The 26294-nt window shown below is 67.8% G+C and carries 23 protein-coding genes and 1 pseudogene; 11 read left to right on the plus strand and 13 right to left on the minus strand.

Annotated elements, in window-relative coordinates; translation table 11 throughout:
* Positions 1–150 precede the first annotated feature (150 nt).
* A complete protein-coding gene (locus tag SBI67_RS18720) occupies positions 151–2388 on the plus strand; it encodes an NADP-dependent isocitrate dehydrogenase (RefSeq protein WP_318982024.1) in 2238 nt (745 codons plus the stop codon).
* 67 nt (positions 2389–2455) lie between these two features.
* On the opposite strand, the gene SBI67_RS18725 is transcribed toward SBI67_RS18720, so the two are convergent.
* Entirely contained in the window at positions 2456–3295 is an 840-nt protein-coding gene (locus SBI67_RS18725; RefSeq protein ID WP_318982025.1) for an epoxide hydrolase EphH, read from the minus strand.
* A gap of 73 nt (positions 3296–3368) precedes the next feature.
* Between SBI67_RS18725 and SBI67_RS18730 the strand changes: the two genes are divergently transcribed.
* Positions 3369–4166 (plus strand): exodeoxyribonuclease III, encoded by a 798-nt coding sequence (locus tag SBI67_RS18730; RefSeq protein WP_318982026.1) that lies wholly within the window; start codon positions 3369–3371, stop codon positions 4164–4166.
* A gap of 8 nt (positions 4167–4174) precedes the next feature.
* On the opposite strand, the gene SBI67_RS18735 is transcribed toward SBI67_RS18730, so the two are convergent.
* Complete coding sequence (locus tag SBI67_RS18735) at positions 4175–5197, minus strand: esterase/lipase family protein (RefSeq protein ID WP_318982027.1); 1023 nt, start codon at positions 5195–5197, stop codon at positions 4175–4177.
* 70 nt (positions 5198–5267) lie between these two features.
* On the minus strand, positions 5268–5855 hold the full coding sequence (locus SBI67_RS18740; protein ID WP_318982568.1) for a TIGR03086 family metal-binding protein: 588 nt from the start codon (positions 5853–5855) through the stop codon (positions 5268–5270).
* Between the two features lie 95 nt (positions 5856–5950).
* On the opposite strand from SBI67_RS18740, the gene SBI67_RS18745 reads away from it, so the two are divergent.
* The 4 genes from SBI67_RS18745 to SBI67_RS18760 are packed head-to-tail and all read left to right on the plus strand — an operon-like array spanning position 5951 to position 9299.
* Positions 5951–6376, plus strand: a complete 426-nt coding sequence (locus SBI67_RS18745) for a MarR family winged helix-turn-helix transcriptional regulator (RefSeq protein WP_318982028.1) — start codon at positions 5951–5953, stop codon at positions 6374–6376.
* A 24-nt stretch (positions 6377–6400) separates the two neighbouring features.
* Complete coding sequence (trpS, locus tag SBI67_RS18750) at positions 6401–7417, plus strand: tryptophan--tRNA ligase (protein WP_318982029.1); 1017 nt, start codon at positions 6401–6403, stop codon at positions 7415–7417.
* A 17-nt stretch (positions 7418–7434) separates the two neighbouring features.
* Positions 7435–8457 carry an inner membrane protein YhjD gene (gene yhjD / locus SBI67_RS18755; protein ID WP_318982030.1) on the plus strand — a complete coding sequence of 341 codons (1023 nt, stop codon included), beginning with the start codon at positions 7435–7437 and terminating at the stop codon, positions 8455–8457.
* Positions 8458–8498: 41 nt separating this feature from the next.
* Positions 8499–9299, plus strand: coding sequence for a nitronate monooxygenase (locus tag SBI67_RS18760; RefSeq protein ID WP_318982569.1), 801 nt, complete (start codon positions 8499–8501; stop codon positions 9297–9299).
* On the opposite strand, the gene SBI67_RS18765 is transcribed toward SBI67_RS18760, so the two are convergent.
* The 4 genes from SBI67_RS18765 to SBI67_RS18780 all read right to left on the minus strand — a co-directional run bounded on the left by SBI67_RS18765 (position 9290) and on the right by SBI67_RS18780 (position 13615).
* On the minus strand, positions 9290–10522 hold the full coding sequence (locus tag SBI67_RS18765; protein WP_318982031.1) for a D-alanyl-D-alanine carboxypeptidase family protein: 1233 nt from the start codon (positions 10520–10522) through the stop codon (positions 9290–9292). The two genes, SBI67_RS18760 and SBI67_RS18765, sit on opposite strands and share 10 nt — an antisense overlap.
* Before the next feature lie 68 nt (positions 10523–10590).
* On the minus strand, positions 10591–11640 hold the full coding sequence (locus SBI67_RS18770) for an SMP-30/gluconolactonase/LRE family protein (protein WP_318982032.1): 1050 nt from the start codon (positions 11638–11640) through the stop codon (positions 10591–10593).
* Positions 11641–11711: 71 nt separating this feature from the next.
* Positions 11712–13097 carry an aspartate aminotransferase family protein gene (locus SBI67_RS18775; RefSeq protein ID WP_318982033.1) on the minus strand — a complete coding sequence of 462 codons (1386 nt, stop codon included), beginning with the start codon at positions 13095–13097 and terminating at the stop codon, positions 11712–11714.
* Positions 13094–13615: an Lrp/AsnC family transcriptional regulator gene (locus SBI67_RS18780; protein ID WP_318982034.1), complete on the minus strand. Its 522-nt coding sequence runs from the start codon at positions 13613–13615 to the stop codon at positions 13094–13096. The genes SBI67_RS18775 and SBI67_RS18780 overlap by 4 nt, the downstream gene beginning before the upstream one ends.
* Before the next feature lie 115 nt (positions 13616–13730).
* Here SBI67_RS18780 and SBI67_RS18785 point away from each other — a divergent pair, with 115 nt between their 5' ends.
* On the plus strand, positions 13731–15224 hold the full coding sequence (locus SBI67_RS18785) for a gamma-aminobutyraldehyde dehydrogenase (protein ID WP_413232529.1): 1494 nt from the start codon (positions 13731–13733) through the stop codon (positions 15222–15224).
* Here the strand turns inward: SBI67_RS18785 and SBI67_RS18790 are convergent.
* Both SBI67_RS18790 and SBI67_RS18795 read right to left on the minus strand, forming a co-directional pair.
* The gene (locus SBI67_RS18790) at positions 15211–16620 is read right to left on the minus strand and encodes a hypothetical protein (RefSeq protein ID WP_318982036.1); all 1410 of its coding nucleotides are present in this window, start codon (positions 16618–16620) and stop codon (positions 15211–15213) included. The two genes, SBI67_RS18785 and SBI67_RS18790, sit on opposite strands and share 14 nt — an antisense overlap.
* Positions 16621–16729: 109 nt before the next feature.
* Positions 16730–18457, minus strand: a complete 1728-nt coding sequence (locus SBI67_RS18795; protein ID WP_318982037.1) for an APC family permease — start codon at positions 18455–18457, stop codon at positions 16730–16732.
* A gap of 131 nt (positions 18458–18588) precedes the next feature.
* Here SBI67_RS18795 and SBI67_RS18800 point away from each other — a divergent pair, with 131 nt between their 5' ends.
* Positions 18589–19557 (plus strand): sigma-70 family RNA polymerase sigma factor, encoded by a 969-nt coding sequence (locus tag SBI67_RS18800; RefSeq protein WP_318982038.1) that lies wholly within the window; start codon positions 18589–18591, stop codon positions 19555–19557.
* On the opposite strand, the pseudogene SBI67_RS18805 reads toward SBI67_RS18800, so the two are convergent.
* Both SBI67_RS18805 and SBI67_RS18810 read right to left on the minus strand, forming a co-directional pair.
* Positions 19499–20092, minus strand: a pseudogene (locus SBI67_RS18805) (carboxymuconolactone decarboxylase family protein); the annotation flags it as partial. The gene SBI67_RS18800 and the pseudogene SBI67_RS18805 sit on opposite strands and share 59 nt — an antisense overlap.
* A 62-nt stretch (positions 20093–20154) precedes the next feature.
* Positions 20155–20766, minus strand: coding sequence for a helix-turn-helix domain-containing protein (locus SBI67_RS18810; protein WP_318982039.1), 612 nt, complete (start codon positions 20764–20766; stop codon positions 20155–20157).
* Between the two features lie 138 nt (positions 20767–20904).
* On the opposite strand from SBI67_RS18810, the gene SBI67_RS18815 reads away from it, so the two are divergent.
* The 3 genes from SBI67_RS18815 to SBI67_RS18825 all read left to right on the plus strand — a co-directional run bounded on the left by SBI67_RS18815 (position 20905) and on the right by SBI67_RS18825 (position 23656).
* Positions 20905–22053, plus strand: coding sequence for a Zn-dependent alcohol dehydrogenase (locus SBI67_RS18815; RefSeq protein ID WP_266045584.1), 1149 nt, complete (start codon positions 20905–20907; stop codon positions 22051–22053).
* The gene (locus SBI67_RS18820; protein ID WP_318982040.1) at positions 22050–22235 is read left to right on the plus strand and encodes a hypothetical protein; all 186 of its coding nucleotides are present in this window, start codon (positions 22050–22052) and stop codon (positions 22233–22235) included. Before SBI67_RS18815 ends, SBI67_RS18820 begins: the two co-directional genes overlap by 4 nt.
* A gap of 86 nt (positions 22236–22321) precedes the next feature.
* Positions 22322–23656 (plus strand): NAD-dependent succinate-semialdehyde dehydrogenase, encoded by a 1335-nt coding sequence (locus SBI67_RS18825; protein WP_266045585.1) that lies wholly within the window; start codon positions 22322–22324, stop codon positions 23654–23656.
* A gap of 82 nt (positions 23657–23738) precedes the next feature.
* Here SBI67_RS18825 and SBI67_RS18830 read toward each other — a convergent pair whose 3' ends face one another.
* Positions 23739–24524, minus strand: a complete 786-nt coding sequence (locus SBI67_RS18830) for a succinate dehydrogenase iron-sulfur subunit (protein ID WP_318982041.1) — start codon at positions 24522–24524, stop codon at positions 23739–23741.
* A gap of 2 nt (positions 24525–24526) precedes the next feature.
* Positions 24527–26281 carry a succinate dehydrogenase flavoprotein subunit gene (sdhA, locus tag SBI67_RS18835; RefSeq protein ID WP_318982042.1) on the minus strand — a complete coding sequence of 585 codons (1755 nt, stop codon included), beginning with the start codon at positions 26279–26281 and terminating at the stop codon, positions 24527–24529.
* Between the last annotated feature and the right edge of the window lie 13 nt (positions 26282–26294).

Here is a 26294-nt window from a genome sequence, read left to right on the forward strand (position 1 = left end):
TGTGGCGCTCGAGAGCTGCCGGAACCCGGAAGCCTCAGCAGACAGTGACACGCCAAGGGAAAAGGCACCCACCACCAAGGGGTACGTCGCTTTTGGGCCCGTGTCGCACGCCGCATATCTGACACCGACAGTGAGGCCGTAAGAACAACCATGAGCGCCCAGCAGCCGACCATCATCTACACGCTGACCGACGAAGCCCCGCTGCTTGCCACCTACGCCTTCCTGCCGGTGATCCGAACTTTCGCCGCCGCCGCCGGTATCGACGTCAAGACCAGTGACATCTCGGTGGCCGCCCGTATCCTCGCTGAGTTCGGCGACTACCTGACCGATGAGCAGAAGGTGCCCGACAACCTCGCTCAGCTCGGCAAGCTGACCCAGGATCCGTCGGCCAACATCATCAAGCTGCCGAACATCAGCGCCTCGGTGCCGCAGCTGCTGGCCGCGATCAAGGAGCTCAAGGCCAAGGGCTACGACCTCCCGGACTACCCGGGTGAACCCAAGACCGACGAAGAAAAAGCGATCAAGGTCCGCTACGGCAAGATCCTGGGCAGCGCCGTGAACCCGGTGCTGCGCGAAGGCAACTCCGATCGCCGCGCCCCCAAGGCTGTCAAGGAGTACGCCCGCAAGCATCCGCACAGCATGGGCGAGTGGTCGCAGGCCTCCCGCACGCACGTCGCGACCATGAAGACCGGCGACTTCTACCACGGCGAGAAGTCGATGACGCTGGACAAGGCCCGCAACGTCCGCATGGAACTGAAGACCAAGGGCGGCGAGACGATCGTGCTCAAGCCCGAGGTCAAGCTCGACAACGGCGACGTGATCGACAGCATGTACATGAGCAAGAAGGCGCTGATCGACTTTTACGAAGAGCAGATCGAGGATGCCTACAAGACGGGCGTCATGTTCTCGCTGCACGTCAAGGCGACCATGATGAAGGTGAGCCACCCGATCGTGTTCGGCCACGCGGTCAAGGTCTTCTACAAGGACGCGTTCGCCAAGCACGGCAAGCTGTTCGACGAGCTGGGCGTCAACGTCAACAACGGGCTGTCCGACCTCTACGACAAGATCGAGTCGCTGCCCGCCTCGCAGCGCGAAGAGATCATCGAGGACCTGCACCGGTGCCACGAGCACCGGCCGGAGCTGGCGATGGTCGACTCGGCCAAGGGCATCTCGAACTTCCACTCCCCGTCCGACGTCATCGTCGACGCCTCGATGCCGGCGATGATCCGCCTCGGCGGCAAGATGTACGGCGCCGACGGTCGCACCAAGGACACTAAGGCCGTCAACCCGGAGTCGACGTTCTCCCGCATGTACCAGGAGATGATCAACTTCTGTAAGACCCACGGCCAGTTCGACCCGACCACCATGGGCACCGTCCCCAACGTCGGTTTGATGGCGCAGAAGGCCGAGGAGTACGGCAGCCACGACAAGACCTTCGAGATCCCCGAGGACGGCGTCGCCGACATCGTGGACAACGACACCGGTGAGGTGCTGCTGAGCCAGAACGTCGAAGCCGGCGACATCTGGCGGATGCCGATCGTCAAGGACGCCCCGATCCGGGACTGGGTCAAGCTGGCCGTCAACCGGGCCCGGTTGTCCGGTATGACGACGGTCTTCTGGCTCGACGACGAGCGCCCGCACGAGAACGAACTGCGCAAGAAGGTGAAGGCCTACCTCAAGGAAGAGGACACCGAGGGGCTGGACATCACGATCCTCCCGCAGGTCTGGGCCATGCGGTACACGCTGGAGCGCGTCATCCGCGGCAAGGACACCATCGCTGCGACCGGCAACATCTTGCGCGACTACCTCACCGACCTGTTCCCGATCCTGGAGTTGGGCACGAGTGCGAAGATGCTCTCGATCGTGCCGCTGATGGCCGGTGGCGGACTGTACGAGACCGGTGCCGGTGGCTCCGCGCCCAAGCACGTCAGCCAGCTCGTCGAGGAGAACCACCTGCGCTGGGATTCTCTCGGCGAGTTCCTGGCCATCGGCGCCAGCCTGGAGGATCTGGGCAACAAGACCGGCAACGCGAAGGCCAAGGTGCTGGCCGACACGCTGGACACCGCCGTCGGAAAGCTGTTGGACGAGAACAAGTCTCCGTCGCGCAAGGCCGGCGAGCTGGACAACCGGGGCAGCCAGTTCTACCTGTCGCTGTACTGGGCGCAGGCGCTGGCCGAGCAGACCGAGGACAAGGAGCTGGCCGAGCACTTCGCGCCGCTGGCCAAGACGCTGGCCGACAGCGAGGCCGCGATCGTCGACGAGCTCAACGCGGTGCAGGGTGGGCATGCCGACATCGGCGGCTACTACTACCCGGATCCGGAGAAGACGGCGGCGGTGATGCGTCCGAGCAAGACGTTTAACACCGCGCTGGAGTCCTCCACCAGCTGACCGGCGCCGAGACTACGGTTTGTGGCGCGATTTCCGTGAATTCGCGCGATGAACCGTAGTCTCGGTGTCACCCGGCGGGCGGCGTCGCGCGCTGGGGCTCGGCGTAGGCATCGACGAACTCGCTGATCAGCTGGGCGACCCGACCGGGTGCTTCGAGCATCGGGACATGCCCTACCCCGGGCAGCCGGGTGACCTGCGTGTCGGGCGGCAGGTGGTCGACGAAGTAGCGGGTGCCGCGTGGGGTCGGGAACACCCGGTCCTTCTCGCACAGCACCAAATGGGTGGGCACGCCGACGTCGGCGAGTTCCAGCAGGCCGGGCAGCCGTAGTGTTTTGACCAACAACTGCAGGTATGCGGTGCAGTGGGTGGCGTCCTGCACCAGCAATTCCAGGTCGGTACGGCTGGGGCCGTCGGCGGGTCCGCTGACCGCCAGAGTGGCGATCCGGGTACCGAACGGCACATCCAGGATCCGCGGGCCGATCAGCCGGGCGGCCAGCAACGCGGGCGCACCGAGCACGAATTTCAGCACGGTCTCGTATTTGGTGAGCGAATGCTGCCCCCAGCCGCCGGCGGGCGCGATACCGGTCAGGGTGCGCGCCCGGCCCCGGCGTTCCAGTTCGAAGGCCACCCAGCCGCCCAATGAGTTGCCGACGATATGTGCTGTGTCCCAGCCTATTTCGTCCATTCGACGTTCGACATCGTCGACCAGGGTGGCGGTGTCGAGCAGCCAGCCGGGCGCGCGCGGTCCGCCGTGGTGGCCGATCATGGTGGGGGCCAGCACCTCGAAGCGGCCGGTCTGGGCCAGCTGGGGTGCCACCGTCCGCCACACATTCTGCGAGCACAGGAACGGGTGCAACATCAGGATCGGTTCACCCGTCCCGAGATGGATCGGCGCACGTTCGGTCATACGGCCCGACAGTATGTCGGTACCGGCGGTACCGCAAGGATTCTCTGTCGGTGGGCTGCACTAGGGTGCTGGCGTGATCGTCACCACCGTCAATGTCAACGGCATCCGCGCGGCCGTCAAACAGCGTTCCGACGAAAACCTGGGATTGCTGCCCTGGCTGAAGGAGTCCCGCGCCGACATCGTCTGCCTGCAGGAGACCCGGGCCGATGACGAGCAGCTGCGCGACGCCCTGGCTCCCGCCTTGGCCGATGATTGGCACCTGGCCTCGGCGGAGCCACATGTCAAGGGCCGCAACGGTGTTGCCGTGCTCTCGCGCACCCCGTTCAGCGCGGTCCGGGTCCTGGAATCCGAGGAGTTCGCCACCCACGGCCGCTATATCGAGGTCGACACCGAGGGCGCCACCGTCGCCAGCGTCTACCTGCCCACCGGCGAGGCCGAGACGGAACGGCAACTGGAGAAGGAACGGTTCATGGCCACCATCGAGGCCAGGATGGCGCACCTCTTGGCAGGCAACCGGGACACCGTGCTGTGCGGCGACTGGAACATCGCGCACACCGAGAACGACATCAAGGCCTGGAAGAACAACGTCAAGAAGTCGGGGTTCCTGCCCAGCGAACGGCAGTGGCTCACCGACCTGATGGCCACCGGCTGGGTGGACGTGGTGCGCCGGCTTCATCCCGACGTCGCCGGCCCGTACAGCTGGTGGTCGTGGCGCGGCAAGGCATTCGACAACGACGCCGGCTGGCGTATCGACTATCACCTGGCCAACGCCGGCCTGGCCGAGCGTGCGGTGTCGGCTCGGGTGGAGCGGGCCGAGTTGTACGCGCTGCGGTGGTCAGATCACGCGCCGGTGACCGTCGAATTCTCCTGAGGACCGGTTCAGCATCCCTGCCGGTTGGGAACCAGGGCCGGGTCCTCGGTCAATGCGGCACGGACCACCTCGAAGACCCGCGGATCCCAGGTGAGCGCGGCGTCCCAGGGGAGACCGGCAGCGTCGGAGACGTAGATGCTGTGCGTGTCATCGAATACCGCGCAGCGGCGGCGGGGCAGGACGCGTTCGTCGATGTCGGTGGCGAGTGCGCTACGCCGACTGACCAACCCGTCGTTCGGCCATACCGTCGGATTCGCCGATCCCGGTACGTCGAACCGATCGCCCGCGATGAGGGTCACCGGGACGGTATCGAGCACGCCGGCCTGGAATTCGTTCCAGCCACCGGAACCCATCAGGTAACCCTGGTTGACTTCACGACCCGATCCGCTCATCAACCGGGTCACCTCGTCACCGAAGGCACGCATGTTCTGCTCGCAGAACGCGTCGCCGAGACAGTCCGAGAGCGGGGTGATGCCGTTGGCGTAGTCGGACAGGAAGGAACCCTGCCATGGGGTGCCGAGTGTCGTCAGTGAACGGATCCGGATCGGCGAGTGCAGCGTTTGCAACACGCGGATCGCCGCGCGGGAGTACAACCCGCCCATCGAGTGGCCGATGATGTCGACCGTGCTGACCGCGCGGGTGTCGTGCAGATAGGTAAGGAAGCGGGCAAGGTGTTCGCCCGCGAGGTCGATCGAGGCGGTGGAATCGACGGTCATGTTGTCGGGCAAGGTCGTTGGGCAGTCGCCGAAGGCGCCGAAGCCGCCCTGGTCGACCACGACGCCGCGCCCCGCCATCGCGGGCGAGGTGTACACGACATGGCCGGCATCCAACAGCATCTGCCGCAGCGCGGTGTCGGTGTTGCCGGCGGCCAGGCCGGAGCGGCACGCGTTTCCGGGTTCGGTGAACGGACTGACCGCAGCCCCACCGGAAACGATGACCACCACCCGTCCCGGCTGCGGCGCGGCCGCCGCGGGAACGGGCGCAAGCAGGCTCAGCGCCAGAAAGACGCAGCACATCAGGCTGATTCGCACGGCTGGGATGCTATCCCGGGTATCGACCTCCTGCGCGGTATTGCGAAAGGGCGATGACGCGCAAGGTAATTCAGGGTGTTGCAGGCACACGCATCGGTCTCCAGTGCGGATCGCGGCCCAGATGGGCGAGCACCTGATCGAGAACGCCCGTTGCCGCTGCGGCTACCGCCGGTCCGAACGGCGCGCCGGGGGTGCTGCGGTAGTCGCCGTCGGGCACCATGAGCGCCAGCGGCCGGACCGCGTCGAGCACATCGGCGGGCAGTTGATAGGCCTGGCCGAGAGTGGCTGCCACATCCCAGCCGTGTACCACGTAGTCGACGAGGTGGAAGCCGATGGCCACCGCTGCGGGAAACACCGCTCCCGGCCCGAATTCTGTTAGTGCGAAAGATGTTTCCGCGGCATCGGGGGCGGCGAATGCCGCCAGGGCATCGTGGGCGGCCGCGGCGTAGGTGTCGCCGGGTGCGCGCGTCACCGCGTCGCGAACCGTAGTGGCGTCCCAGACCGCCGCGTCGGCGCCGTTGCCGCGGGCCGCTGCCGCGAAACCGCGATGCTGCGCGGTCATGTGGGCGAGCAGATCGGTCAGGTCCCAACCGGCGCACGGGGTGGGGCGGTGCAAGTCCTCGGCGCTGACCGTCGCGACGACGGGGATGGTGGCCAGGACGGCGGTGCGATGGGCGGGGCGAGGTCGTCAATCGTATGCATACGCATATCGTATGCGCATGCATACGATATGGCAACGCCTACCATGTTCCGATGGCTGCCCGGCGCCCCGACCTCGCGGCGATGCTGGCCCCGCTGCTGCGCGACACGGTTGCCGCCGAGGAGCCGGTGCTGCGCAAGCACGGTCTGACCATGTGGGGCTATGTCGTGCTGACCGCACTGGACGGCTCGCCGATGCGCACCCAGGCCGCGCTGGCCGAGGCGATCGGCGCCGACAAATCTCGGATCATCCCCACCCTCGACGAGCTGCAGCAGGCCGGTTACATCGAACGCCACCCCGACCCCGACGACCGCCGGGTGCGGCTGCTGGCCATCACTTCCGACGGCAGGCGGGTGAAGGACGCCGCCCAGGCCGAGATCCAGCGAGGGGAGGACCGGTGGCTCGGCGAACTGGATCCGGCCGACCGGCGCACGTTCCTGCGGGTGCTGCGGCAACTGACCCGCGGGGAATTCGGATGACAGCAGTGCAAAAATCGAGGGATCATGAGCACTCCAGCCAAGCCCGTCGTGTTTTCCGGCGCGCAGCCCACGTCCGACTCCCTGCATCTCGGTAACGCGCTCGGGGCGGTCAACCAGTGGGTGAGCCTGCAGCACGACTATGACGCCTACTTCTGCGTCGTCGACCTGCACGCCATCACCGTCGCGCAGGAACCCGAGGTGCTGCGCAAGCGCACGTTGGTCACCGCGGCCCAATACCTGGCCCTCGGGGTGGATCCCGCGAAGGCCACGGTGTTCGTGCAGAGCCAGGTGCCCGCCCATGCCGAGCTGGCGTGGGTGCTGGGCTGCTTCACCGGGTTCGGTCAGGCCTCGCGGATGACGCAGTTCAAGGACAAGTCGCAGAAGCAGGGGACCGACTCGACCACCGTGGGTTTGTTCACCTACCCGGTGCTGATGGCTGCCGACATCCTGCTCTACGACACCGGCCTGGTGCCCGTCGGTGAGGATCAGCGCCAGCACCTTGAACTGGCCCGTGACCTCGCCGAACGCATCAACGCGCGGTTCCCCGGCACATTCGTCGTGCCCGAGGCGATGATCCCCAAGGCGACAGCCAAGATCTACGACCTGCAGGATCCGACGGCCAAGATGAGCAAGTCGGCGGCCACCGACAAGGGCCTGATCAGCCTGCTCGACGATCCGAAGAAGACGGCCAAGAAGATCAGCTCCGCGGTCACCGACAACGACGCCGAGGTCCGCTTCGATCCGGAGAACAAGCCCGGGGTGTCGAATTTGCTGACCATCCAGTCGGCGGTCACCGGGACCGATATCGACAAGCTGGTCGAGGGCTACGCCGGCCGCGGCTACGGCGACCTGAAGACCGAGACCGCCGAAGCCGTCGTCGAATTCGTCACCCCGATCAAGAACCGGGTCGACGAATTGTTGGCCGATCCCGCCGAACTCACCGCGGTGCTCGCCGCGGGCGCCGAGCGGGCCGCGGACGTGGCTACAAAGACGCTGCAGCGGGTATATGACAAGGTGGGATTCTTGCCGCCGACGCGCTGACACCCGGGAGAGACCGCATGGCCGAGCCGGACGACAAACCCGGTGTACTGGATCGACTGCGCACGCGCTACCCCTGGTTCGACCGGGTGATGCGGGCGCAGGAGCGCTACAACGACTGTAAGGGTGACTTCTACGCCGCCGGCATCACCTATTTCACGGTGTTCGCGTTGTTCCCGCTGCTGATGGTCGGTTTCGCCGCGGGCGGTTTCATTCTGGCCAGCCAGCCGCAGCTGATGGACCAGCTCGAGCAGCGAATCCGGGAAACGGTGTCGGGGGACTTCGGCAGCCAGCTGGTGCAGCTCATGGACTCGGCCATCGCCTCGCGCGGCACCGTCGGTCTGATCGGTCTGGCGACCGCGGCATGGGCGGGCCTGGGCTGGATGTCCAACCTGCGGGAGGCGCTGAGCCAGATGTGGGAACAGCGCGGCGAGAAGGATGGCTTCCTGCGCACCAAGCTGTCCGACCTGGTCGCCCTGCTGTCGGTGTTCGTGGCCATGGTGCTCACGATCGGGCTGACCGCGCTGGCCAACAAATCGGTGATGACCCGGGTGCTGGACTGGCTGGGCCTGCACGAGATCACGACGCTCGGCGGGCTGCTGGGCATCGTGTCGTGGCTGATGTCGGCGCTGGTGTCGTGGCTGCTGTTCACCTGGATGATCGCCCGGTTGCCCCGGGAGCCGGTGGCCTTCGGCAGTTCGGTCCAGGGCGGGCTGCTCGCGGCGGTCGGCTTCGAGATCTTCAAACTGGTTGGCTCGCTGTACCTGTCCTCGGTGCTGCACGGCCCGGCCGGCGCCACCTTCGGCCCGGTGCTGGGCCTGATGGTGTTCGCCTACGTCACCGCCCGGCTGGTGCTGTTTGCGACCGCGTGGGCGGCCACCTCCAAGGAGAGCATGCTGCTGGTCCCGGTGGAACCGCCGGGACCGGTGGCGATCACGCCACGGGTCCAGGTGCGCGAGGGTATCGGCGTCCCCGCCGCCGTGGCCGCGTTCGCGGCCGGAGCGCTCGGCACCCTCGGTATCTCGCGGCTACGTCGACGCTAGTGGCCCGCCACGCTCAGCCCCGCGATGCCTGGTCCCGGGAGATGGGCATCGAGGTGCCCATCGTGAACGCGCCGATGGGCGGTGTGGCCGGCGGTCGGCTGGCCGCCGCGGTGTCGCGGGCCGGCGGGTTGGGCATGATCGGCATGGGCAGCGCGGCCACACCCGACGCGCTGCGCCGAGAGCTCGCCGAACACCAGCGCTGGGGTGGCTCGGCGCGGCCGTTCGGGATCGGGCTGGTGCATTGGGTGATGACCGATCGGCCCGAACTGTTCGACATTGCGGTGGCCGCCCGGCCGGCCCTGCTGTCGGTGAGTTTCGGCGCCGACTGGTCCTGGGTGGCCGATGCGCACGCCGCCGGTGTCCGGGTGTGCACCCAGGTGGCACGCCCGGGTGACGCGCGGCGCGCGGCGGCCGCCGGGGTGGATGTCGTGGTTGCCCGCGGCGCCGAGGGCGGCGGGCACGGCGAGCCGGTGCTGGCGACGCTGCCGCTGCTCGCCGAAGTCCTTGAGGCGGTGGATGTTCCGGTGCTCGCGGCCGGTGGTATCAGCTCGTCGCGGGCGGTCGCCGCGGTGCTCGCGGCCGGTGCGGCCGGCGCCTGGGTGGGCACCGCGTTCGCAGTGAGCCACGAGGCGCTGACGCCGGCGGCGGCCCGCGCGGAATTGCTGGCCGGCACCGAGACCGAACTCACCCGTGAATTCGACATCGCCGCCGGATACCGGTGGCCCGCGACGATGCCCGAGCGGGTGCTGCGCGGCTCGGCGGTCAATGCGGGTCAGGGCGTGGGGGAGGTGCGCGAGCAGCTGGCCGCTGCCGAGGTGCTGGCCCGGTTGGCTCAGGCCTGAGGCCGCCGGTTCATCGACCGGGCGGCCATGATCAGGGCGAACACGATGATCGCCCCGACCACACCGACGCCCACCCGCACCGGTACGGCGTCGGCGGGCGGCAGCGCGGTGGCCGCGACCGCGGTGGGATCCGGAGCGTCCGGCTTCTGCTTGGGCAGCAGGGACGGGTCGGGCTCGATCAGCTTGCCCACCTTGGTGCCCGGCGCGGTGGCGAAGCCGTAGTCGAGCAGGTGCGCGGCCTGCTCCCACGGCGCGATGGGCTCGCGGGTGCCGCGCAGCAGCACCGCCACCAGCCGGCGGCCGTCGCGTTCGGCGGCACCGACGAAGGTCTGGCCGGCGTCGTCGGTGTAACCGGTCTTACCGCCCAACGCGCCCGGATAGTTGTAGAGCAGCTTGACGTCGTTCTCCAGGTCGTAGCCGGGATGGTCGTTGTCCTCACCGGGCCGGGCCGGATACCCGGGGAACGGGTACTTCTCGGTCCCGACGATGCGGGTGAAGGTGTCGTTGCCGAACGCGTAGCGGTAGAACAGCGCGATGTCGTAGGCCGAGGTGCTCATGCCGGGGCCGTCCAGACCGGACGGTGTCGCGGCACGGGTGTCGCGGCCGCCGAGTTTGTTGGCCAGCGTGTTGATCTTCTGCAGCGCGGTGTCCATGCCACCGACCTGGACGGCCAGGGCGTGCGCGGCATCGTTGCCGGAATGCATCAGCAGGCCGTGCAGCAGATCGTTGACGGTGTAGTGGCCCCCCTGGTCGACACCGACCCGGGTGCCCTCGGCGGCCGCATCGTCGGACGTGCCGATCACCTGCCGGTTCAGCGGCAGTTCGTCGATCGCCTGCATGGCGATCAAGACCTTGATGATGCTGGCCGGCCGGTGTCTGCCGTGCGGGTCCTTGGCGGCGATGACGTCGCCGCTGTCCAGGTCGGCCACCACCCAGGCCTCGGCCGAGATGTCGTTGGGCAGTGGCGGGGTGTCCGGGGCGACGACGACGCCGCAGTTGCCCATGGCGTCCCCGCCCACCGGGGTCGCCGGCACCGGCAGAGGCGCCGGCGGGTCACCTGCCTTGGGCACCTCGGATGAGTCCACCGCGGGTGGGGTGGTCACGCGGAACGGGCATGGATCCGGTGGGGCCGGGTCGGCGTGCGCCATGGCCGGTCCCGCGGCCAGGAAAAGCGCCGCGGCCAGGGCCGTAGCGCGGTGGAGCGGAGTTTTCTTGGTCGCCATCGTCTCAGCAGATTAGGTGACCATACTGCCGATCCGCGGGAGCCGCGCTGTGACAGGTGGGGTTTGTGTTACGAAGGTGATCCTCCTGGGAGGGCGCAATGGGCCAGCGCGCCGGAGCCGATCGTGCTCATCCAGAGCCGGCCGTCCCGCTCGACGAGCCCGGTCACCTGACCGAAGTGGGGGTGTTTGCCGTGCAGGCCCCCGACCGCCCGCCCGGAGTCGGGGTCGAACGCCACCGCCCACACCTCGGAGGGCATGTCGGGTTGCAGTGCGGCGGGCAGTTTCCACATCAGCTTGCGCAGCGCGGGCGGACGCGGGGCCAGCCAGTCGGCCGGTTTGTTGACCGGGCAGACCAACGCGACCCAGATCCGGCCGTCACTGCCGGTACAGATGTTGTCCGGCATGCCGGGCAGATGCTGCACCAGCGGGGTGACGGTGCCGGCCCGCGGTCCGGTCAGCCAGTATTTGGACAGCCGCCGGCCCTGGGTCTCGGCGAAGACCAGCGCCGACCCGTCGCCGGTCACCGTCAGCCCGTTCGCGAAATACAGTCCGCTGACCAGGGTGCTGACCGAGCCGTCGGCCTCCAGCCGGTACAGCCCACCGGTGCCACGGGCCTCGAAGATGGCCGCCTTGAACCATTCGTAGTGGAAGTCGCTGGTCGACTCCGTGAAATAGATTGTGCCGTCCGGTGTTTCGGTGACGTTGAAACAGAACCGCAAGGGGCGCCCGTGCGGCGCGGAGCCTTGCGAGCCGACGCCCTCGACGGGGACGGTCCGGGTGAGGGTGGTCAACTCGCCGTTGCCCGGGTCCAGCGCCAGCAGGCCGCGATAACTGTCGCAGATCAGCACCCGACCGTCGCGGGCGACGTGCAGCCCGAGCGGGCGCCCGCCGGTGTCGGCGACCACGGTCGCATCGCCGTCGGGGGTCAGGCGGACGATCCGGCCGTCCACCAACCCGGTCCACAACGAGCCCGCGGCATCGGTGACCACATCTTCGGGCCCGTGCCCGGGCATCGGCACCAGGGTCAGGTCGGGGAACGGGAACTCCGGCAGCGGATCCACCGGCGGCGGCTGCCAGCGGACGGGGTTGATGGCGGGTTTGGCGGACGGGGCAGGCACGAAAGCGACGGTAGCCCGCCGACGACGACGGCCGGGCGGTTTCCCGCCCGGCCGTCGTGTGAAGCTCTGATCTAGAGGCGGCGTCCGGCCTCGCTGAGCACCCCGTGCAGGATGTCGTAGATCGCGTCGAACTCCTTCTGCCCGCTGATCAGCGGAGGAGCGAGCTGCACCACCGGGTCGCCACGGTCGTCGGCGCGGCAGTACAGACCGGCTTCCCACAGCGCGGGGGTGAGGAAACCGCGCAGCAGCCGCTCGGACTCTTCGTCGTCGAAGGTCTCCTTGGTGGTCTTGTCCTTGACCAGTTCGATGCCGTAGAAGAAGCCCTCACCGCGGACGTCGCCGACGATCGGCAGGTCGTAGAGCTTCTCCAGGGTGGCCTTGAACACCGGTGCCTGCTCCTTGACGTGGGCGTTGATGCCCTCGCGTTCGAAGATGTCCAGGTTGGCCAGCGCCACCGCCGACGACACCGGGTGCCCGCCGAAGGTGTAGCCGTGCCCGAACACCGTCTTGCCGTCGTTGAACGGCTCGAACAGCCGATCGCTGGCGATCATCGCACCGATCGGGGAGTAGCCCGAGGTCAAACCCTTTGCGCTGGTGATGATATCGGGGACGTAGCCGAAATCGTCGCAGGCGAACATGGAACCGATGCGGCCGTAGGCGCAGATCACCTCGTCGGAAACCAGCAGCACGTCGTACTCGTCGCAGATCTCGCGAACCCGCTCGAAGTATCCCGGCGGCGGCGGGAAGCAACCACCGGCGTTCTGCACCGGTTCCAGGAACACCGCCGCGACGGTGTCCGGGCCCTCGAACTCGATGGCCTCGGCGATGCGGTCGGCGCAGTAGCGTCCGAACGCCTTCTCGTCGTGCGCGTAGGCCTCCGGCGCCCGGTAGAAGTTGGTGTTCGGCGCCCGGAAACCACCGGGCGTGAGCGGCTCGAACGGCGCCTTGAAGGCCGGGATGCCGGTGATGGCCAGCGCGCCCTGCGGGGTGCCGTGGTAGGCGATCGAACGCGAAACCACCTTGTGCTTACCGGGTTTTCCGGTCAGCTTGAAGTACTGCTTGGCCAGTTTCCAGGCGCTCTCCACCGCTTCGCCGCCACCGGTGGTAAAGAAGACGCGGTTCAGGTCACCCGGCGCGTAGTTGGCGATCCGCTCGGCCAGCTCGACGGCCGTCGGCGTGGCGTAGGACCACAGCGGGAAGAAGGCCAGTTGCTCGGCTTGGCGGGCCGCCGCGGCGGCCAGTTCCTCGCGGCCGTGCCCGACCTGCACCACGAACAAGCCCGAGAGTCCGTCGATATAGCTGCGGCCCTGGTCGTCGAAGATGTTGACGCCCTCGCCGCGGGTGATGATCGGCGGGTTGATGTCGGCGCCGTGCCGGGCGAAGTGGCCCCACAGGTGCCGTTTGGCCTTGGCGGCCAGATCTGTCGAAATAGATTGTGCTACATCAGTAGTTGTCATCGCGTGCCCCAATTGTATTGCTGTTTGACAAGTTTGAGATAGACGAGAGTCTCGGTTGATATCACCCCTGGCACGGCACGGATCTTGGTGTTGAGTAGGTCGAGTAGGTCGTCGTCGTCCTCGCAGACGACTTCGGCGATGGCGTCGAAGGTGCCCGCGGTGAGCACCACGTAGTCCACCGATTCGATGGCGGCGATCTTGTCGGCGACCTTGGTGGTGTCGCCGGTGCAGCGGATGCCGATCATGGCCTGGCGGGCGAAGCCCAGTTGCATCGGGTCGGTGACCGCGACGATCTGCATGACACCCGCGTCGACCATGCGCTGGACGCGTTGGCGCACGGCGGCTTCGGACAGGCCGACGGCCTTGCCGATCCCGGCGTAGGACCGCCTGCCGTCCTGCTGCAACTTCTCGATGATCGATTTGGACAACTCGTCGAGTTGAAAGGCCGCCCCAGGACGGGACTGGCTGATTCGCAGGGAGACGGCAGACGCGCCGGGCTGTGAATCTGGGTTCGACATGCTGACGATTGTGCACGGAATCCGTAGTTTGGGGCAACCATTTCCATGAAATCGCGCGTTTGAGATGTCTCAGACCGGTGGAATGCGCAGCGGTCCTCGGGTAGCGTGTGACCTCGTGACCACCACCCAAACCCCTGTTGTCGCTGGTAGCTGGATCAACGGTGCGGCGGTGCGGACGGGCGGGCAGCCCTTCTCGGTGATCAGCCCGGCCACCGGTGAGGTGGTGGCGAGCTATGCGCTGGCCACCCCGGCCGATGTGGATGCCGCCGTCGCCGCCGCCCGCGCCGCGCAACCCGGCTGGGCCAAGGCCGCCCCGGTGGAGCGGGCCGGCGTGCTGGCCAAGCTCGCCGAACTGATGGAGGCCAACGCCGCCACCTTCATCGCCGAGGAGGTGGCCCAGTGCGGTAAGCCGGTGCGGCTGGCCACCGAGTTCGACGTCCCCGGCAGCGTCGACAACGTGGCTTTCTTCGCTGGTGCGGCAAGACATTTGGAAGGCAAGGCCACCGCCGAGTATTCGGCCGACCACACCTCCAGTATCCGGCGTGAGGCCGTCGGCGTGGTCGCCACCATCACCCCGTGGAACTACCCGCTGCAGATGGCGGTGTGGAAGGTCATTCCCGCACTGGCCGCCGGCTGCGCCGTCGTCATCAAACCCGCGGAGATCACTCCGCTGACCACACTCACGCTGGCGCGCATCGCCGCCGAGGCGGGGCTACCCGCCGGTGTGCTCAACGTCGTCACCGGTTCGGGAGCCGATGTCGGCACCGCGTTGGCCGGGCACCGCGACGTCGACGTCGTGACCTTCACCGGGTCGACGGCGGTGGGCCGCAAGGTGATGGCGGCCGCGGCCCTGCACGGCCACCGCACCCAGTTGGAACTCGGTGGCAAGGCGCCGTTCGTGGTGTTCGACGACGCCGATCTGGACGCGGCCATCCAGGGTGCGGTCGCCGGCGCGCTGATCAACTCCGGTCAGGACTGTACGGCGGCCACCCGCGCGATCGTTGCGCGCGACCTCTACGACGATTTCGTCGCCGGGGTGGGTGAGGTGATGAGCAAGATCGTGGTCGGGGATCCGCACGATCCCGACACCGATCTGGGTCCGCTGATCACCACCGCGCACCGCGACAAGGTGGCCGGCATGGTCTCCCGCGCCCCCGGCCAAGGCGGACGCATCGTCACCGGCGGAGTCATCCCGGACCTCCCGGGGTCGTTCTACCGGCCGACGCTGATCGCCGATGTCGCAGAGGATTCCGAGATTTACCGGGACGAGATCTTCGGTCCGGTGCTCACGGTGCGCGCCTTCACCGACGACGATGACGCCCTGCGGCAGGCCAACGACACCGACTACGGGTTGGCGGCCTCGGCCTGGACCCGCGACGTCTACCGCGCGCAGCGCGCGTCCCGCGAGATCAACGCCGGCTGTGTGTGGATCAACGATCACATCCCGATCATCTCGGAGATGCCGCACGGCGGTGTCGGGGCGTCCGGGTTCGGCAAGGATATGAGCGACTACTCGTTCGAGGAATACCTGACCATCAAACACGTGATGAGCGATATCACCGGCGTGGCCGACAAGGCCTGGCACCGAACGATTTTCACGAAGCGCTGAGCGCCGGCACCGCCGTCACCGTGATCGCGACGGCCGCGAGCCGGGTGTGGTTGCCGGTCTGGTGGACGTGGTTGCCGCTATCGGTGGCCCCGATGTACACGGTGTCGGTGCCGCTGTACCCGGGGGTGGCCAGATAGGTGAACGTCCCGTCGAGGTTCTTGGTGAATGCCACGCCGGTGATGGTGCTGGTGGTGACCGGGTCCCCGTCGTAGTCGCTGACATCGACGGCGAGATCGACGGCGACGTACCCGTCGTCGGTCCAGCGGGTGTCCAGGACCCGGACCGCGTCGATATCCGGCGCGGTGTTGTCGAACATCGCCTCCAGCTTGCGGTAGCCGTTCCAGATCGATTGCAATATCGGGTTATTGGCGTGCCCCGGCGCGGGGTTGAACCCGAACGCCCCCAGCGCGTTGAGCACGAACGTCCGCAGCGGTGACGACGGCCGGCTCGGCGCCGGTCTGACCTCGGTGATGGCCGCGGTCACCGACGGAAGATCGGTCGCCGATGCTGCCGGCGAGGTCGGTGCTTGCTTCTGCGTGCCGACGACGACGACCGGGTCACCGGCGATATCGGGCTTTGTGGCGGTGGACAGGCTGGTGTGCACCGCCGCGGTGACGGTCGAGGCCTTGTCGCCCGTGTGATCGAAGAGCGTCTCGATGCGCCGGTAGCCCGCCCAGACCGCCTCCAACAGTGGGTTGTTGGTATGGCCGGGCACCGGGTTGGGGCTGAAGCCGAACACCCCGAGCACGCCGAGGATCAGCGTTCGGATGCCGGGGGCGGCTGTGGTCTGGGTGGGCGCCACCGCGGTGGTGGTGGCCGTGACCGCGCCCGCCACACCGACCGGGGCCGCCGCGGCGGTCGGGGCCGCAACCGGTGCCGTGGACGGCTTGTCGGTCGGGGTGTCGGCGGTCCGCGACTCGGTCGCCGCGGCAGGGGCCGGCGCGTCGCGCACCGTTGCGGTCTTGGCCGTGCCGACTCGCGCGGCGGTGCGCTTGCTGTCCCGGCGGGTATGCCGGGCGGGGCGATGATCGGCCGGTTCGCTGATCTGGTCCTCGGAGTCCTTGGCACCCTTGGGTGCTTCGCCACCGTTCGGGTTCTGCGACGTGGACGAGCCGGTCACCCCGCCCGCTTCGGTGCCCGTCGTTGCCCCCGTCGACGGTGACGAATGAGCTGCACCCCCGGAGCCGGTGGAGTCACCTGTACCGGCACCGCCGGTGGAGTCACCCGCGCCGGCACCGCCGGTGGACGACGAGCCGCCGGATGCGCCGTCGTCGGCCCATGCGACCTGCGGAAAGGTGAGTGCGCTGCCGATACCCACGGCGACGGCCACGGCGCCCACCCGACCCATATGTCTCGATCCGTCCACCAGCCATGACGATTTGGTCGGTCGGGACATGCGCCACCTGTTCAGTCGCTGAGAGACAGAGATCGGGCATGACGATAACGTCAAATTTCGCGTGCTGTCTGTCCGTCGATCGTGTGACGCGCCGTGTGGACAGAACGGCTCAGTATTTGCTGAATTCCTCGCCCGTCTCCGGGTTGATGGCCCGCTCCCCGGGCGGCAGATTGGACAGATCCGGGGCGATGACGGTGGGCATGTCGCCCGAGTCGGGCAGTCCGAAGCGGGCTTCGACGGCGGCCTGGTCACCGACGGTCTCCAGCACCAGGTCGTGGCTGCGGCGCGGCAGCGTGATGCCCTTGAAGAAGCCGGGCGCCATGACCCGCCACACCAGCATCAGGACCAGCCCCAGCACCAGTGCACCGATGCCGACCACGGCCACGGCACCGAACCCGAAGATGGTGACGTTGTTTCCGTCGTCGTCGGTCAGCCAGTCCGGCTTGGCGTACTGGATCAGGCCGTAGACGAACACCACCAGCAGGATGATGCCGCCGAGCAGCGGGACGACACCGCGCATCATCAGGTCACGCACGTTGCGGGTCAACGTCTTCCGGTAGAACCAGACGCAGGCGAAGCCGGTCAGGCCGTAGTAGAACGCGATCATCAGGCCCACCGAGCCGATCAGCGCCGTCAGCAGGTTGGTGCTGATCACCGTGAACAGTACGTAGAAGACGGCACTGACGACGCCCATCGCGATCGTCGAGGTGGTGGGGGTCAGGTAGGTGCGGTGGATCTTGGCGAACGAACCGGGCAGCGCCTTGTACACGCCCATCGACAAGGTGGTGCGCGCGGTCGGCAGGATGGTGGTCTGCGTGGATGCCGACGCCGAGGTCAGGATCGAGGCCGAGAGCAGCAGCATGCCGACATGGCCGAGGACACTGTCCCCGAACAGGTCCGGACCGATCGCGGCGAATACGTCGGCGGAGTTCTCCGGATTGCCGAGACCGATGCCGTCCGTGCCGACCCCGGCGAAGGCCACCGCCGCGACGCTCACCAAGGCGTAGGTGGCCAGCAGCAGGAAGGTGGAGATGACCGCGGCCCGGCCCGGGGTACGTCCGGGATCGTCGGATTCCTCGTTGCACGCCACCGCGGTGTCCCAGCCCCAGTAGATGAAGATGGTGGTCAGCACCGCGGGGGCGATCACGGTGCCGAAATCCAGTCCGCCGGGCCAGAACCAGGACAGCGACGGGATCAGCGAGTAGTCCTCGGCGTTGTGGGTGTACACCTTGACCAGAGCCACCACCGAGAGCGCGATCAGCACCACCACCTCGATACCGAGCAGGGCGTACTGCAGCCGGGCCGAGACCTCGATGCCGCGGTAGCAGATGTAGGTCATCACCGCGATCCAGATGACACCCGCCACCGTGGACCACAACGTGCTGCCGGCCAGTGTCGCGGCCGACTGCCAGCCGAGATCACCGGCGAAGGTGAACGAGTACGAGCCGGCGATCTGGGCCAGGTTGGCCATCACGATGACGTCGGCGGCGATGATGCCCCAGCCGCCGAGCCAGCCCACCACCGGACCGAATGCGCGTGAGGCCCAGGTGAAGGTGGTGCCGCAGTCCGGTTCGGCCTTGTTCAGTTCCTGGTAGGCCACCGCGATGAGGTACATCGGGATGAACGAGATGAGCACGATGGCAGGCGCTTTCACGCCGGACAGCAGGGCACCGCCGCTGGCGATGATGAGCCCCAACGTGGCCGCCAGGCTGTAGGCCGGGGCGGTCGAGGCCATCCCGACGACGATGCTGGACAGCAGGCCCAGCGCGCCGCCCTTGAGGCCCTTGCTCTCGACGGCGCCGCCGCCGGGTTCCAGGGTGAGTTCGCCCTTGCTCATCGCTTCTCCCTGCTGATTACCTATGATTTTCAAACGAAGGATACGGTTTCAGTCGTTTTAGCGCTTGTCAACAACGAAATTAGTTTTCGCAGCATGTCTACGGTGACGGGCCGGGGGCTAGGGTTGTCCGGGTGACCACCGCGGCGCGGGCCGACGAATTCGAGGCGCTGCGTCCGCATCTGTTGGCCGTCGCCTACCGGCTCACCGGCACCTATGCGGACGCCGAGGACATCGTGCAGGACTCCTGGCTGCGCTGCCACCGGACGGGCACCGAGATCGACGATCTGCGCGCGTGGCTGACCACGGTGGTCAGCCGGCTCGCCCTGGATCGGTTGCGCTCGGCCGCGCACCGGCGGGAGGCCTATGTCGGTGAGTGGCTGCCCGAGCCCGTCGTGACCGGTTTCGGGGCCGGTTCGGACGGGCCTGGCGACCCGCTGGCCGCCGTGATAACGGCCGACGACGCGCGCTTCGCGGCCATGGTGGTGCTGGAGCGGTTGACCCCCGACCAGCGGGTTGCGTTCGTCTTGCACGACGGATTTGCCGTGCCGTTCGACGAGATCGCCGACATCCTCGGCATCAGCACCGCCGCGGCCAGGCAGCTGGCGTCCCGGGCGCGCCGCGCCGCCCCATCGACCCCGCCGCGGGACCCGGCGCACCCCGAGATCGTCGGCAAGCTGATGGCGGCGATGGCAGACGGCGATATGGCCGCCGTCGTCGCGCTGCTACATCCCGAGGTCACCTTCACCGGTGACGCCAACCGGCGTGCCCCGACCGCCGCCCGGGTCATCGTGGGCCAGGACAAGGTGGCCCGTTTCCTCTTCGGGCTGGCCAAACGTTATGGGCCGAACTGGCTTTCGGCCACCCAGCTGGCACTGGTCAACGGCGAACTCGGCAGTTACACGCCGGGGTTACCGGCAGCTGACGGGTACCCGGAGCTGGCGCCGCGGGTGACGGTGATGACCGTGCGCGACGAATTGGTCTGCGCGGTATGGGATATCGCCAACCCGGACAAGTTCACCGCATCGCCGTTGCGGGCCAACGTCACTCGGGCGGCGTCGGGGAGTCGAGCCACGGCACCCGGCATGCGTCGCCGGAGCTGAAACCCTGCTCGGTGATACCCAGGGCCGAGTACATCCGGGCCCGCATGTTCTCCACGGCGATCTGGTAGGTCAACTCGACCACGCCGGCATCGCCGAACCGCGCCCGCAGCTCGGCCACCTGCTCGTCGGTGACCCGATGCGGGTCGGTGGTCATGGCGTCCGCGTAGGCGATGGCGGCGCGCTCGTCGTCGTCGAAGGCCGATGACGTCGCGTAGTCCTCGATGAACGTGAGCCGGTCCGTGTCGAGGTTCTCCAGCCGCATCAACATCGACCCGAAATCCACACACCACGAGCAGCCGATCGTCCGCGCGGTCCAGAACACCGCGAGTTCGCGGACATTGGCCGGCAGCGTGGTGGATCCGCGTTGCAGCAGCGCTTCGTGCACGGCATTGGCGACCAGCAGGCGCGGGTGGTGGGCGGCGACGGTGAACGGTTCGGGCACCGTGCCGAACCGCCGCTTGGCGTAGCGGTACATCATCCGCGTCAGGGGGCCGGCCTTCTTCGGGGGCAGTGGAGCGATTCTCGTCGTCATATCACCTCAGACGAGGCAGCCCCGCCCTTTGTGACAGGCGGATATGACAGGCGGGTGCGACGGCCCTAGCTGCGCCCCGGTGACCCGGTCGGTAGCGGCGGCGCGATCGACCAGATCACCTCGCTCTCGCCGGAGTCGGCGTTCTCCCAGGCGTGCGGGGACTGGGCCGAAAACGTGTAGCAGTCGCCGGCGCCGAGCGTCATGTCCTGGCCGTCGACCGTCAGCCGCAGCCGGCCGCGGACCACGACGGCGACGATGGTCTTGGAATCCAGGGTGTAGGCGCCGCCGGATCCGCCGCCCGGTTGCAGCACGGTGCGCATCACCTGGACGTGCCGCTCGGTGGCCGGGGTCAGCAGGTACTCGCGGATGCCGCTGCCGCCCATCTCCAGCGGCGCGCCCTGACCGCTGCGCACCATCGCCGAATCGGGGAAGTCGAACAGCGCACCGACCGAGACCCCGAGGATGGCGCAGATCCGCAGCAGGTTCGGCACGGACACCGCTGTCTGGCCGCGTTCGACCAGGCTGAGGAAGCCCTTGGTCAGCTCCGCTTCGGAGGCGAGCGCATCCAGGGTGAGGCCGCGTTCCTGTCGCACCGCCCGCAACTTCGGTCCCAGCCGGGTCATCTTGGAGTCGACGTCGGAGGTGCGACCCGCGCCGGCGGTGTGGCTTCGTGGCATGGGCTCTCCCGGCGGTCGCGGGTCCGCGAGCGGCGACCGTCTCATTCGCGATGGTGGTGTGACACGCCTTGCAGGCCGAAGTTTAGCGGGATATAACTTCGACCAAAGTTTTGTGTCATTAAACAGGCGGGATGGGCCATGAGTCAGACCGGCGATCGTGACGCGCACACCGTGCGGGCAGCGGTGTTCATCGAGCCGGGCACGCCGGTGCGCACCGTGCAGGTGCAGCTGGCCGCGCCCGGACCCGGCGAGGTGGAGGTGGCCATCGCCGGCGCCGGCGTCTGCCATTCCGACCTACATGTGGTCAAGGGGGAGTGGGACGTGCCCGCCCCGGTCGTCTTGGGCCACGAGGGCTCCGGGGTGGTGACCGCGCTCGGCCCGGGCGTCGACGGGCTGGAGGTCGGCGATCATGTGGTGCTGTCCTGGGTGCCGGGCTGCGGCGGCTGCCGGCAGTGCGAACTCGGCAGGCCGTGGCAGTGCGAGGTGGCCGCGAACGTCGTCGCTGCCGGCGGCGTGTTGTTCGACGGCACCAGCCGCTGGAGCAGCGACGGGGCGCCGCTGCATCACTATCTGGGTGTGTCGTCGTTCGCCGAGCGGGTGGTGGTCCCGGCCTCCGGGGCGGTGCGGATCCGCCGGGACGCGCCGCTGGACGTGGTCGCCCTGGTCGGCTGTGCGGTGGCCACCGGCGTCGGCGCGGTGCGCAACACCGCCGGCGTCGAGGAAGGTGCCACGGTGGCCGTCATCGGCTGTGGCGGAGTCGGGCTGTCCTGTATCCAGGGCGCGCGGCTGGCCAAGGCCGGCCGTATCGTCGCCGTCGACATCGACGCGGCCAAGTTGGACCACGCGCGCCGGCTCGGCGCCACCGACACCGTCGACTCGTCGGCCACCGACGCCGTCGAGGCTTTGAAAGCTCTTGTCCCAGAAGGCCTCGACTACATCTTCGACGCCATCGGCAAGATCGTCACCACCGAACAGGCCATCTCCGCGCTCGGGCTCGGCGGTGCCGCCGTCATCGTCGGACTGCCGCCGACCGGGTCGACGGCACGGTTCGACCCGCTGGTACTCGCCGAGGCCAACCAGCGCATCCTCGGGTCCAACTACGGTTCGGTCGACCCGCAGCGCGATATCCCGGCCCTGGTCGACCTGTACATGGACGGTGAGCTCGAGCTGGATTCGCTGGTATCCGGGCGCCGCCCCTTGGAGGCGGCGCAGGACGCGCTGGACGATCTGGCCGCCGGCGGCGCGCTGCGCACCCTGCTGGTGCCCTCGCTGGCGGGCGGGCAATGACCGCCCTGCTGTTCATCCGCCGGCTCGGTGCGCTCACCATGATGTGCGGAATCCTTGGTGCACCGGTGCTGGCAGATGCGTTCTACGACAACATCTTCCCGGTGCCCCGGCGCCGACGAACGTGTTTGCCGACGCGTTCGTCACGGTTCTCGTACTCGGGATCGTGGGATTCGTGGCGCTGAAATTCGGCGATCCGGTGGCGGCGGAGCGCGCGGGCACGTATGCAGAAGACAGCTCATCCAACGAACAGAACCAGGAGTGATTTTTCATGGCGCAGTACGCAGTGGTCGATCCCGCATCCGGTGAGGTGCTCCGTGAGTACCCCACGGCGACCGACGCTCAGATCGAGCAGGCGCTGTCCGCGGCGGCCGGCGCCTACCGGGATTGGTCCAAGAACTCAACGCTGGAAGACCGCGTCGCGTTGATCCGCAAGGTCGCCGCGTTGCACAACGAGCGTCGCGACGAGCTCGCCGCCATCATCGTGCGCGAGATGGGCAAGCCGCTGGACCAGGCCACCGGTGAGGTCGAATTCAGTGCCGCCATCTACGAGTTCTACGCCGACAACGCCGCCAAGTTCCTCGCCGACGAACCCATCGAGCTGCTCGATGGCGAGGGGTCGGCGCTGATCCGGCGCGGCCCGGTGGGTGTGTTGCTGGGCATCATGCCGTGGAACTATCCGTACTACCAGGTGGCGCGATTCGCCGGCCCCAACCTGACGCTGGGCAACACCATCCTGCTCAAGCACGCCCCGCAGTGCCCGGAGTCGGCGGCGGCCATCCAGCAGATCTTCGACGACGCCGGCTACCCCGAGGGCGCCTACGTCAACATCTACGCAACCAACGAGCAGGTCGCCGACATCATCGCCGACCCACGCGTGCAAGGGGTTTCGCTGACGGGTTCGGAGCGGGCGGGGGCGGCGGTCGCCGAGATCGCCGGCCGCAACCTGAAGAAGGTGGTGCTCGAGCTCGGCGGGTCCGATCCCTTCATCGTGCTGTCCTCCGACGATATGGACGCCACCGTCGAGGCGGCGGTGGCCGGGCGGTTCGAGAACACCGGACAGGCCTGCAACGCCGCCAAGCGGTTCATCGTCGCCGAGCAGGTGTACGACGAGTTCCTGGACAAGTTCACCGCCAAGGTGCTGGAGCAGCGCGACGGGCTGGCCCCGCTGTCGTCGGAGGCCGCCGCGCAGCGGCTCGCCGAGCAGGTCGACCGTGCGGTGGCCGGTGGGGCGAGGTTGACCACCGAGGGCGAGCGCAAGGGCGCGCACTTCCCGCCCGGCGTGTTGACCGATGTGCCAACCGATTTCCGCGAGGAGCTGTTCGGGCCGGTCGCCATCGTCTACAAGGCCGCATCCGAGGACGAGGCCGTCGAACTGGCTAACGACACGCCGTTCGGGCTGGGCTCGTACGTGTTCACCACCGACGACGAGCAGGCGAGCCGGGTGGCCGACAAGATCGACGCCGGCATGGTGTTCGTCAACGTCGTCGGCGCCGACGGGGTCGAGCTGCCTTTCGGCGGGGTCAAGCGATCCGGCTTCGGCCGCGAACTCGGCCGCTACGGCATCGACGAATTCGTCAACAAGAAGCTGATCCGCAAGGGATAGGCCCGGAAACGAACGTGAGCTTGGGTGCGAGATCCGGACCGGATCTCGCACCCAAGCTCACATTGGGCTGCAGAGAGAAGAACTACCGCGCGAACATCAAGGCGCGCTTGACCTCTTGGATCGCCTGGGTCACCTGGATGCCACGCGGGCAGGCATCGGTGCAGTTGAAGGTGGTGCGGCAGCGCCACACCCCGTCGACGTCGTTGAGGATGTCCAGGCGCTCGGCGGCACCCTCGTCGCGGCTGTCGAAGATGAACCGGTGCGCGTTGACGATGGCGGCCGGGCCGAAGTAGCTGCCCTCGTTCCAGAACACCGGGCAACTCGTGGTGCAGCACGCGCACAGGATGCACTTGGTGGTGTCGTCGTAGCGGGCGCGGTCGGTCTGGCTCTGGATCCGTTCCCGGGTGGGCGGGTTGCCACTGGTGATCAGGAACGGCTTTACGGCCCGGAACGCGTCGAAGAACGGCTCCATGTCGACGACGAGGTCCTTCTCCACCGGCAGTCCGCGGATCGGCTCGATGGTGATGGTCAGCTGCTTGCCCGGCTTCTTGGGCAGCAGGTCACGCATCAGCACCTTGCACGCCAACCGGTTCACACCGTTGATCCGCATGGCGTCCGAACCGCACACGCCGTGCGCGCAGGACCGGCGGAAGGTCAGCGTCCCGTCCAGGTACCACTTGACGTAGTGCAGCAGGTTGAGCAGCCGGTCCGACGGCAGGCAGGGCACGCGGAAGCTCTGGAAGCCGGCGGCATCGGGGTTGTCCGGGTTGAACCGCGCGATCTTCAGCGTCACCATCACCGCGCCATCGGGCACGGGCGGCAGCTCGGGGCCACCGGCTTGCGGCTTGTCGATTACGGGTGCACTCATGATCAGTACTTCCGTTCCATCGGCTCGTACCGGGTCTGGACCACGGGCTTGTAGTCCAGCCGGATATCGGACAGCAGCTCGGTGCCTTCTTTGTAGGCCATGGTGTGCCGCATGTAGTTGGTGTCGTCGCGGTTGGGGTAGTCCTCACGCGCGTGCCCGCCACGGGATTCCTTGCGGTTCAGCGCGCCGACGACGGTGACCTCCGCCAGCTCCAGCAGGAAGCCCAGCTCGATGGCCTCCAGCAGATCGCTGTTGTAGCGCTTGCCCTTGTCCTGCACCGTGATCCGCGAGTAACGCTCCTTGAGCGCGTGGATGTCGGTGAGCGCCTGCTTCAGCGTCTCCTCGGTGCGGAACACCGCGGCGTTGTTGTCCATGGACTGCTGCAGCGCCGTGCGGATATCGGCGACGCGCTCATTGCCGTGCTCGGAGAGGATGTCACCGACCCAGCCGACCACCATGTCGGCCGGGTTCTCCGGCATGTCCACGTGGTTGTGGTTGTTGGCGTACTCGGCAGCCGCGATCCCGGCGCGCCGGCCGAACACGTTGATGTCCAGCAGCGAATTGGTGCCCAACCGGTTGGAGCCGTGCACCGACACACACGCGCATTCGCCGGCCGCGTACAGACCCGGCACGATCGTGTTGTTGTCGCGCAGCACTTGGCCGTGCACGTTGGTCGGGATCCCGCCCATGACGTAGTGGCAGGTCGGGTACACCGGCACCAGCTCGGTCACCGGGTCCACGCCGAGGTAGGTGCGGGCGAACTCGGTGATGTCGGGGAGCTTGGCCTCCAGCACGTCCTCGCCGAGGTGGCGTACGTCGATGTAGACGTAGTCCTTGTTCGGTCCGGCGCCGCGGCCTTCGAGCACCTCGAGCACCATCGAGCGGGCGACGATATCGCGCGGCGCCAGGTCGACGATGGTCGGGGCGTAGCGCTCCATGAAGCGTTCGCCCTCACCGTTGAGCAGCCGGCCGCCCTCGCCGCGCACGGCCTCGGAGATCAGGATGCCCAGGCCGGCCAGGCCTGTCGGGTGGAACTGGTGGAACTCCATGTCCTCCAAGGGAAGTCCCTTGCGGAAGATGATGCCCAGGCCGTCACCGGTCAGCGTGTGCGCATTGGAGGTGGTCTTGTACATCCGGCCCGATCCGCCGGTGGCGAAGACGATCGCCTTGGCGTGGAAGACGTGGATGTCACCGGTGGCCAACTCGTAGGCGATGACACCGGTGGCGACGGGGCCGCCGGGGGTCTCGGTGAGCGCGATGTCCAGTGCGTAGAACTCGTTGAAGAATTCGACGTCGTGCTTGACGCAGTTTTGGTACAGCGTCTGCAGGATCATGTGCCCGGTGCGGTCGGCGGCGTAACAGGCGCGGCGTACCGGGGCCTTGCCGTGGTCGCGGGTGTGCCCGCCGAACCGGCGCTGGTCGATGCGGCCTTCAGGGGTGCGGTTGAACGGCATCCCCATCTTCTCGAGGTCATAGACGGCGTCGATGGCCTCCTTGCACATGATCTCGACGGCGTCCTGGTCGGCGAGGTAGTCCCCACCCTTGACGGTGTCGAAGGTGTGCCACTCCCAGTTGTCCTCTTCGACATTGGCCAGGGCGGCGCACATACCGCCCTGGGCGGCGCCGGTGTGGCTGCGGGTCGGGTACAGCTTGGTCAGCACGGCGGTGCGGGCCCGGGGGCCGGCCTCCACCGCGGCGCGCATTCCGGCGCCGCCGGCACCGACGATCACGACGTCGTAGCGGTGTTCAACAATCATTTCCTACAACTCC

The sequence above is a fragment of the Mycolicibacterium chengduense genome (genome assembly GCF_033741155.1).
GTDB lineage: Bacteria > Actinomycetota > Actinomycetes > Mycobacteriales > Mycobacteriaceae > Mycobacterium.

Bases quoted from the DNA above. Each gene is read 5' to 3' on its own strand.
- SBI67_RS18720 (WP_318982024.1), top strand. From the start codon at position 151: ATGAGCGCCCAGCAGCCGACCATCATCTACACGCTGACCGACGAAGCC.
- SBI67_RS18725 (WP_318982025.1), bottom strand. From the start codon at position 3,295: ATGACCGAACGTGCGCCGATCCATCTCGGGACGGGTGAACCGATCCTG.
- SBI67_RS18745 (WP_318982028.1), top strand. From the start codon at position 5,951: ATGGCTGCCCGGCGCCCCGACCTCGCGGCGATGCTGGCCCCGCTGCTG.
- trpS (WP_318982029.1), top strand. From the start codon at position 6,401: ATGAGCACTCCAGCCAAGCCCGTCGTGTTTTCCGGCGCGCAGCCCACG.
- yhjD (WP_318982030.1), top strand. From the start codon at position 7,435: ATGGCCGAGCCGGACGACAAACCCGGTGTACTGGATCGACTGCGCACG.
- SBI67_RS18760 (WP_318982569.1), top strand. From the start codon at position 8,499: ATGGGCATCGAGGTGCCCATCGTGAACGCGCCGATGGGCGGTGTGGCC.
- SBI67_RS18765 (WP_318982031.1), bottom strand. From the start codon at position 10,522: ATGGCGACCAAGAAAACTCCGCTCCACCGCGCTACGGCCCTGGCCGCG.
- SBI67_RS18775 (WP_318982033.1), bottom strand. From the start codon at position 13,097: ATGACAACTACTGATGTAGCACAATCTATTTCGACAGATCTGGCCGCC.
- SBI67_RS18780 (WP_318982034.1), bottom strand. From the start codon at position 13,615: ATGTCGAACCCAGATTCACAGCCCGGCGCGTCTGCCGTCTCCCTGCGA.
- SBI67_RS18790 (WP_318982036.1), bottom strand. From the start codon at position 16,620: ATGTCCCGACCGACCAAATCGTCATGGCTGGTGGACGGATCGAGACAT.
- SBI67_RS18795 (WP_318982037.1), bottom strand. From the start codon at position 18,457: ATGAGCAAGGGCGAACTCACCCTGGAACCCGGCGGCGGCGCCGTCGAG.
- SBI67_RS18810 (WP_318982039.1), bottom strand. From the start codon at position 20,766: ATGCCACGAAGCCACACCGCCGGCGCGGGTCGCACCTCCGACGTCGAC.
- SBI67_RS18815 (WP_266045584.1), top strand. From the start codon at position 20,905: ATGAGTCAGACCGGCGATCGTGACGCGCACACCGTGCGGGCAGCGGTG.
- SBI67_RS18820 (WP_318982040.1), top strand. From the start codon at position 22,050: ATGACCGCCCTGCTGTTCATCCGCCGGCTCGGTGCGCTCACCATGATG.
- SBI67_RS18825 (WP_266045585.1), top strand. From the start codon at position 22,322: ATGGCGCAGTACGCAGTGGTCGATCCCGCATCCGGTGAGGTGCTCCGT.
- SBI67_RS18830 (WP_318982041.1), bottom strand. From the start codon at position 24,524: ATGAGTGCACCCGTAATCGACAAGCCGCAAGCCGGTGGCCCCGAGCTG.
- sdhA (WP_318982042.1), bottom strand. From the start codon at position 26,281: ATGATTGTTGAACACCGCTACGACGTCGTGATCGTCGGTGCCGGCGGC.